The sequence below is a fragment of the Clostridium sp. genome (genome assembly GCF_016650095.1).
In the GTDB taxonomy this organism is placed as follows: Bacteria; Bacillota; Clostridia; order Clostridiales; family Clostridiaceae; genus Clostridium_AD.
In genome coordinates this window covers 1-8,275 of record NZ_JAENWL010000144.1, presented here as the reverse complement: position 1 = coordinate 8,275, position 8,275 = coordinate 1, and the positions used below count along the sequence as shown (strand labels likewise).

Sequence of the window (8,275 nt, the reverse complement as noted above, 5' to 3'; positions counted from 1 at the left end):
TATAAACTATCTTTAATTAATTTAAATAAATTATCATCAATCATTGTTTGTCCTTTTTTTGTTATTGTTTTATCCCTGAATTGTTTTAACCTAAGTTTATTATGGAGTTTAACTTTATTTATATTTAATTTATTTGCCACTTGTGCAACTGTATATATCATATCGGGTTACCTCACTTTTAATAGTTGATTTTAGTTTACTTTAATTAAATATTATATCTATCCAAATCGAAAGGAATATATTTAAGATACCTAGAGTAACAAATATCTTAGCGCAAGGGCCTGCTAATAGAGTATGTCGAGGATGGAACTTCTTTCGAATTTTCCTGTGGATAATCAGAAAACCAATAACTAGCAGCATCCACATATCTTCACCTTCTTATAAATTACTATATGATACTATTCTAATGTTTTCCGTATTAAGATTGTATTAATATTCACTACCTTGATGTAAGTAAAACACAAAGATTATGCATAATCATATTAAGATTGTATAAAGATGAGTTGACACAAAATTTACTTTAGCAAGCTCGGGAATAGATTTCTCGCTATGTAACCTGCTATCTGGTGGTTTAATAAGTTAGAAAAATATTTTAAGGAATTTCCGAACAGGGAATCCCTTAAAATATATCTAGATTTAGATAATTAAGCACACCTTTAACAAATTGGAAATGAGTTTTCGGTTTTTGTTGATTGAGTAAAGTGTATATGTGTATAATTTTATTGCAATTCTGTGATATAATTTTATTGAAAACTAATTTGGAAGGTGAAGACTATGGGAAAATCAGAGAATAGGATACTTAAGTATTTAAGCGATAAATGCAAAGAACAAAAATCAAGTGGTAAATCAAGTGATGTTGGATGTAGTACTAGAGAAATTGCAGATGATTTGTGTCTTCAAAGGACCAATGTAAGTTCTTTATTAAATAGGTTATGCGACGATGGAAAGATTTTCAAGATAAAAGGAAAACCGATTATATATTACGTGAATTTAACTAGTAGTTTTCAAGATGATAAAGCAAAACCATCAATCAATGGTTCGAACTTCAGTAATCTAATTGGTGGAAATAAAAGTTTGAAAAAAAGCATTCAGCAGGCACAGGCAGCTATACTATATCCACCTAGGGGTCTCCATACCTTAATACTTGGGCCTACAGGAGTGGGCAAGACCATGTTTGCAGAACTCATGTACAAATTTGCGACTGAAAAGGAAGTAATATCTAGAGATGCGCCTTTTATTTCATTTAACTGTGCGGATTATTCAAATAACCCTCAGCTGATTATGGCTCATCTATTTGGAAGTAAAAAAGGTGCATTTACTGGTGCGGATAAGGATAGAATTGGGCTTGTCGACAAGTCAAATGGTGGTATTTTGTTTTTAGATGAAATACATAGATTACCTGCTGAGGGACAAGAAATGTTATTTATGTTAATAGATAAATCTGTTTATACACCTCTTGGTAATATGGAAGAGAAAAAAAGTGGTAAGGTGCTTATAATATGTGCCACTACTGAAGAAGCTGATAGTGCTTTGTTAACTACTTTTACTAGAAGAATTCCTATGACAATTAATATACCTGCTTTAAAGGATAGAACAATAGATGAAAGATTTGAACTTATTTGTGACTTTTTTAAAATTGAGTCAAGGAGAATAGCAAAAGAAATAACTATATCTACAAATACAGTAAGAGGCCTTTTGCTCTATAATTGTAGAGGGAATATAGGACAATTAAAAAGTGATATACAACTAGGTTGTGCAAATGCATTTTTGAAGTTCGTTTCTAAAGGTAAAAATAAAATAGAAGTACATAGTACTGATTTTTCAAATAATGTAAGGCAAGGGTTAGTGTCTTATATGCAAGAATCTCAAGTTGTAGATAAAATTATTGAAAAGGATAGAAGACTTAACTTTAAACCTATGGGGATAAAATTTCAGGTAGAGCCAAGTTCTGATTTATTGCCTGATAATTTTTATGAGAGCATAGAACAAAGAATTCAAGAACTTAAAGATCGCGGAGTCGATGAAGATGATATTAATTTTACAATGTCTTTTGATATAAAAAATTATTTTAATAAGTATATAGAAAAATTTGAACAAGAAATTAATAAAGACGAATTATCTAAAATAGTGGATGAGCATATCATTGTTGTAGTAGAGGAGTTTTTTAAAATAGCATCAGAGCAATTGAAAAAAATATTTCCAACAAAAGTTTTTTATGGCTTATGCCTTCATATAAGTTCAATTATTGAAAGAATACATCATGGTAAAGAAATAATTAATCATAATTTAAATGAAATAATACAAAAACACGGTCAAGAATATGGACTTGCAATTAACCTATCTAATAAAGTGGAAAAAAAGTTTGATATTAAAATTCCTGCTGATGAGGTAGGATTTATAGCTATGTTTTTATGCGTAGATGAGACAAGCGATGATAATATTGGGAAACCTATAATTGTTATAGCTATGCATGGTAGAAGTACAGCTTCTTCTATGGCTGAGGTTGCGAACAAGCTAGTAGGTGGAAATAATGTTTACGCATATGATATGAACTTAGATAAAAACACTCAAATAGCATATAAAGAACTTAAGGAATTCATAATCGCAAATCATCAAGGTCCTGGAGTAATACTTTTAGTGGATATGGGGTCTCTTGGAATGTTTGGTGAACTTATATCTGAGGAAACAGGTATAAAGATAAGGGTTATTGAGATGGTATCTACACTCATAGCAATAGAGTGCGCACGAAAAGCGCTAACAAACAACAATATTCATGAAGTATGGGAAGAATCAAAACAATCTGTAGCGTTCCTAAACAATTATAATATGAGTTTGACTGAAACTTACATACCAAGCAAAGATAATATAATAATTACCACATGTGTTACAGGAGAAGGAAGTGCCGTGAAAATAAAAAATATGATAGAGAGTGCAATTAATTTAATAGAAAGGGACATACAGGTTGTAGCAATAGCGGCAAGTGATAAGAAGGAAACGTTTAATACAATAAATACATTGTCAAAAAATAAAAAAGTAATTGCAATAGTTGGTGCTATAAACCCTAATGTATATGACATACCATTTATACCTATTTCAGAATTGTTTTTGGATAATAATTATGCAAGGTTAAGAGAGATAGTAAGTACAATAAAGACACCTGCAGATGTATATAATGAAATATTTGATTCATTAGAAAAAGAAATAACAGAATTGAATATTAGAGAGTTTCAACCTTTATGTATAAAATTTTTAGATGCTTTAGGAGAGAATGTAATTAAATATTTGGATATATATAAGGTTTCAGGACTTACTATGCATTTAGCTTGTGCTTTGGTACGGTTAATAAATAAAGATGATACACCTAAATGTTCAAAAAAAGAAGAGATAAAAGGGAATTACTTAAAAGAATTCAATATTATAAAAACTTTACTTAGACCTATGGAAGAATTCTACAATATAAAATTTTCAGATGATGAAGTATGCCATATAGCCATAATTATCTTAGAGATATAAGTATATTTAAATCATGTGTATAATATATATGATTTATGTTTATATAAAAGCCACAAGTGTATAATAAATATTTATACACTTGTGGTTTTGCAATGATGTGTATAATAATAACGTTATGTGTATAGTTATTTATTGATTTATATAGGATGAATTTATAATTCATCCTATATTTATTGTAAACGGTATTATATAAGCGAAACAAAGAAATATATATAAATCGCTGTATAACTTGTGTGTACTTAGCAATATATGAAATATTATTTTAATGTGAAGATGGTTATAAAAATTTGGCATGGGTATTGCTACATAAAAGAAGTGTAAAGCAAATTAAATATAAAAAATATGAGGAGGATTTAATTATGAATATAATATTAGCATGTGCATCTGGTATGTCTACAAGTTTAGTAGCTAAAAAAATGGTGGAGGCAGCAAAAGAAAGAAATATAGAGTGTAAAATTTGGGCAGTTTCTCAGGACAGGGCAGCAGAAGAAATGAAAGACGCAGATGTAATATTAATTGGACCACAAATGAGATTTTTAAAGAAAAAATTAGAGGTAACGGCTAATGAACTTGGAGTGGCTATAGATGTTATAAAACCATTAGATTATGGAAGATGCGATGGTAATGCTATTTTAAGCGCAGCAATTGCTTTACTCGAAAAATAAGAGTGAAACATTAAAATTCTATTGAAAATAAATAATAAGGATGAGGTGTAAGCTTTGGAAAAAATAATGGCTATAATAGATAAATATATGCTACCACTAGCGGATAAACTTAATGGTAACAAATATCTAACCGCATTAAGAGACGCTTTTATGTTAACATTACCGCTAATCATATTTGGATCAGTATTTGTAGTTTTAACAAATTTACCATATTTAGATAAAATATTAGGTGCTGATAATTTGGCAGCATTGAAAGATCAGTTAGGCTGTGCATCAAATGCGACAATGTCAGTGCTTACGATATTTGTAGTGTTTGGTATAGGGTATAATTTAAGCAAGCAATATAAAATTGATGCCATATATGGAGCTGCAACAGCAGTTGCTTCATTTCTTATATTAACTCCAACTGCATTTGAATTTGGAACAAAAAAGATTCTAGTGGACGGAGTGCTTCCATTAGATAGACTTGGCGCCAAAGGCATGTTTGTTGGAATAATAGGATCATTTGTAGCTGTGGAAATATACAGAAGAATAGTAGCAAAAAATTGGACAATAAAAATGCCACAAGGTGTACCGGATGCCGTTTCGAAATCATTTAGTGCATTAATTCCATCATTTATAACTTTAACGGCTTTCTTACTTATAAAAATAGCATTTACATTTACACCATGGGGAAACGTACATGATTTTGTGTACAAGTCAATACAAACTCCTTTAATGGTATTGGGTTCGGGGCTACCGGCTACGTTAATAGCAGTTTTATGTATACAATTATTTTGGTTCTTTGGATTGCATGGTCAAATCATAGTCAATTCAGTATTAGATCCAATATGGAGATCTTTATCACTAGAGAATTTGCAAGCATATCAAGAAGGTGCAAAACATTTACCCCATATTGTAAACAAACAATTTATGGATACTTTTACTGTTGGAATGGGTGGAACAGGAATGACACTAGCAGTAATTATTGCAATATTTGCATTTGGAAAAAGTAAGCAACTTAAAGAGTTAGCTAAACTAGCAGCTCCTGCAGGAGCTTTTAATGTAAATGAGCCTATAATATTTGGATTACCAATAGTATTAAATCCAATGATATTAATACCCTGGATTATCGCACCACTAATAGTAACAGCATTCACATATTTCATAATGTCTACTGGACTAGTTCCGATACCTATAGGAGTAGATGTACCATGGACAGTTCCAATATTCCTAAGTGGAATGCTTGCAACTAACTCGGTGGCTGGCGGTATTCTTCAACTTGTTAATTTAGCAATAGTTTTAGTGATTTGGGCACCATTTGTAATTATTATGGATAGACAATATAAAAAGGCTGAGAACGCTTTGAAAAGTACAATTAAGGAAAACTCAGATGCTGAAAATTCAAATATCAAAAACATAAAGGCGTGACAAAATAACGATAACTAGGAGGAATTAATATGGAAGAATTAGAGAATATAATTTTTGAACTAATAGTATATGCAGGAAATGGTAAATCAAGTGCTATGGAGGCAATACAAGAGGCTAAAAAGGGTGAATTTATAAAAGCTGATCAGTCCCTTAAAGAAGCTAGTGTAGAGCTTGGGAAAGCTCATAAATATCAAACCAGCTTAATACAAGCAGAGGCTGCTGGAAAGCAAACGACTATATCTCTTCTCTTAATTCATGCACAAGATCACTTTATGTCAGCTATGACAGTTATAGATTTGGCGACAGAAATAGTAGAAATTTATAGAACAAGATAGGAGGAACATAAGATGGAACTTAAAAATAAATTTCCTAAGGATTTTTGGTGGGGGAGTGCTTCATCAGGCCCACAATCAGAAGGAACGACAATAGATGATGAAAAAGCATTAAACATATGGGATTATTGGTATGAAAAAGAACCTTATAGATTTTTTAATGAAGTTGGACCAGCTTTAACTTCTGACTTTTATCATAAATATAAACAAGATATAAAGCTTATGAAGGAAATAGGTCATAATAGTTTTAGATTCTCGATTTCTTGGTCAAGGTTAATTCCGAGAGAAGATGGAATAGTAAATGAGAAGGCAAAAAGATTTTATAATGATGTAATAAATGAGTTATTATCAAATGGTATAGAACCTTTTATAAACTTATTTCACTTTGATATGCCACTTATTATGCAAGATAAAGGTGGTTGGGAAAGTAGAGATGTAGTAAACGAATACGTAAAATATGCAAGAGTATGTTTTGAACTATTTGGAGATAGAGTTAAAAAGTGGTTTACATTTAATGAACCTGTAGTACCTGTAGAAGGCGGTTATTTATATGATTTTCACTATCCTAATGTAGTGGATTTTAAGAGAGCTGTCCAGGTGGCATACAATACCACTATAGCTAGTGCAAAAGCGATAAAAGAGTTTAAAAGTTTAAATATTGAGAATGCAAAGATAGGAATAATCCTTAACTTAACACCGTCTTACCCAAGGAGTAATAATCCAGCAGATTTAAAAGCTGCAAATATTGCTGACTTATTATTTAACAGAAGTTTCCTAGATCCTTGTGTAAAGGGAGTATATCCAGAGGAGTTAATAAAACTAATAAAGGAAAACAATTTATTACCTGATATGTTAGACGGAGATGCAGATTTAATAAAACAGAATGTGATACAATTTTTAGGAGTTAATTATTATCAACCAAGGCGAATAAAAGCAAAAGCTTCAATGCCAAATCCAGAATCACCAATTATGCCTGATAATTTCTTTGATAATTATGATATGCCAGGTAGAAAAATGAATGTTTCTAGAGGTTGGGAGATTTATGAAAAAGGTGTATACGATATAATGATAAATTTAAAAGACAATTATGGAAACATAGAGTCTTTTATATCTGAAAATGGTATGGGTGTACAAGATGAGGGGAAATATATAAAAGATGGTATTATTGACGATAGTTATAGAATAGATTTTTTAAAGGGTCATTTAACATGGCTTCATAAATCAATAGATGAAGGTTGTAATGTTAAGGGATATCATATGTGGACATTTATTGATAACTGGTCTTGGAGTAATGCTTATAAAAATAGATATGGATTCATACAATTAGATTTAAAAACTCAAAAGAGAATTCTTAAAAAGAGTGCATATTGGATTAAGGAAGTAGCTAAAAATAATGGATTTTAATTATAATGTTTTACAGCATATATAATGATTCCAATTATTAAAGTGAATGCAATAAAGAATAAAACTAGTATAGGAAGTAGATTCCTATACTAGTTTTATTCTTTTTAATAGTCTGATTTGTCAAGATCAGTGTTTGCATATAATTCAGAGATATTTATATTTTATGTTGACATAGACCAAGTTTTTTTACTAAAAAGGTTCTTGCGGTAATTAGAGGAACAGTGAGTAGATTGATGTTATAATAAAATTATATAATATGAAAAAGAAATTTATAAATTATAATTTTATAGGTAGGTGTTTATTTTGATGAAAGAAATAATAATTAGAAATAGGATTCCAGAAAAGACAATGGCACATCTTCAGCTTTTATTTGTAGCCCTAGGTTGGGCAACGAGCACCATTCTTATTAAATTATATATGACTGAATTACCATCCTTCCATTTTCTGATGGCCCGATTTTTTCTAGCCACAGTATTTATTTTAATGACTTCTTTTGATAAGGTTAAAAAGATTCAGATGGAGGACATAAAAATTGGTTCCTATTTAGGTATACTTACCTTTATCGCTTATTCCTTAGCTGTTATATGCTTGAAATACACCAGTGCTTCAAAATCAGGATTTTTAGTAGCACTCCCTGTGCTTTTTATTCCGATTATAGAAAGCGCAATCAGAAAAAAGGCTCCTTCTAAGTATACAGTAATTAGCGTCATTCTTTCCTTAGTTGGGCTTAGACTTATTTCAGGAATAAACGGAAGTGGCTTTAATATAGGTGATGTACTTGCCCTTGGCGTTTCAATCACCTATACCCTATATATTATACTATTAGATCGTTTTGGAAACGATAGAGATGCCTTTGTTTTAACATTTGTTCAATTATCAGTAGTTACCATTGCAAGTTTTATAGGAGCTTGTTTTGAAGGATTCAACCTTCCACAACTTTATCCAAATTTT

At 30.6% G+C, this 8,275-nt stretch carries 6 protein-coding genes; all 6 read left to right on the top strand.

All coding sequences use genetic code 11. The annotated features are described in order from the left end of the window. Nucleotides 1-774 precede the first annotated feature (774 nt). The gene (locus JJE11_RS09970) at nt 775-3,513 is read left to right on the top strand and encodes a sigma 54-interacting transcriptional regulator (protein ID WP_291635100.1); all 2,739 of its coding nucleotides are present in this window, start codon (nt 775-777) and stop codon (nt 3,511-3,513) included. Nucleotides 3,514-3,872: 359 nt separating this feature from the next. After that, nucleotides 3,873-4,178, top strand: coding sequence for a PTS sugar transporter subunit IIB (locus JJE11_RS09965; RefSeq protein WP_291635098.1), 306 nt, complete (start codon nt 3,873-3,875; stop codon nt 4,176-4,178). Nucleotides 4,179-4,232: 54 nt separating this feature from the next. After that, entirely contained in the window at nt 4,233-5,588 is a 1,356-nt protein-coding gene (gene celB, locus JJE11_RS09960) for a PTS cellobiose transporter subunit IIC (RefSeq protein ID WP_291635096.1), read from the top strand. Nucleotides 5,589-5,617: 29 nt separating this feature from the next. Beyond that, nucleotides 5,618-5,923, top strand: a complete 306-nt coding sequence (locus JJE11_RS09955) for a PTS lactose/cellobiose transporter subunit IIA (protein ID WP_291635094.1) — start codon at nt 5,618-5,620, stop codon at nt 5,921-5,923. A 12-nt stretch (nt 5,924-5,935) separates the two neighbouring features. Further along, nucleotides 5,936-7,324, top strand: a complete 1,389-nt coding sequence (locus tag JJE11_RS09950; RefSeq protein ID WP_291635092.1) for a glycoside hydrolase family 1 protein — start codon at nt 5,936-5,938, stop codon at nt 7,322-7,324. Between the two features lie 306 nt (nt 7,325-7,630). After that, nucleotides 7,631-8,275 (top strand): DMT family transporter (locus JJE11_RS09945; RefSeq protein WP_291635102.1); only part of this gene is annotated, 645 nt, incomplete at its 3' end.

Excerpts from the sequence above, each read along its gene's own strand:
- JJE11_RS09950 (WP_291635092.1), top strand. The coding sequence starts at position 5,936 with ATGGAACTTAAAAATAAATTTCCTAAGGATTTTTGGTGGGGGAGTGCT.
- JJE11_RS09965 (WP_291635098.1), top strand. The coding sequence starts at position 3,873 with ATGAATATAATATTAGCATGTGCATCTGGTATGTCTACAAGTTTAGTA.
- JJE11_RS09970 (WP_291635100.1), top strand. The coding sequence starts at position 775 with ATGGGAAAATCAGAGAATAGGATACTTAAGTATTTAAGCGATAAATGC.
- JJE11_RS09955 (WP_291635094.1), top strand. The coding sequence starts at position 5,618 with ATGGAAGAATTAGAGAATATAATTTTTGAACTAATAGTATATGCAGGA.